The following is a 244-nucleotide window of genomic DNA, read 5'->3' as shown; positions in this document are numbered from 1 at the left end:
TCCGACGCGCTCACGGTCAGCCATCGTGAGGGCATGAGCGAGGCGCTCGAACACGCCTGTCTGCGAGAGACGCAAGAACCAGCGATGCACCGTGCTCCACGGCGGGAAGTCCAGCGGCAGATGCCGCCACGCGCATCCTGTCCGCAGGACGTACAGGATGCCGTCGAAGACCGCGCGCAGGGGCCGGCGCCATGGGCGGCCTGTGCTGGACGGCGCAGGCAGAAGCGGCGCAAGCACCGCCCAC

At 70.1% G+C, this 244-nt stretch carries 1 protein-coding gene; it reads right to left on the bottom strand.

The genetic code is table 11. The features are described 5' to 3' along the window. Window positions 1-244: transposase (locus FV230_RS29265; protein WP_147844824.1), on the bottom strand; the 244-nt coding region annotated here is incomplete at both ends.

Origin of the sequence: Methylobacterium sp. WL6 (assembly GCF_008040095.1) — a bacterium.
In the GTDB taxonomy this organism is placed as follows: domain Bacteria; phylum Pseudomonadota; class Alphaproteobacteria; order Rhizobiales; family Beijerinckiaceae; genus Methylobacterium.
The sequence above is the reverse complement of the archived record's forward strand: the minus strand, read 5'-3'. Positions and strand labels throughout refer to the sequence as shown.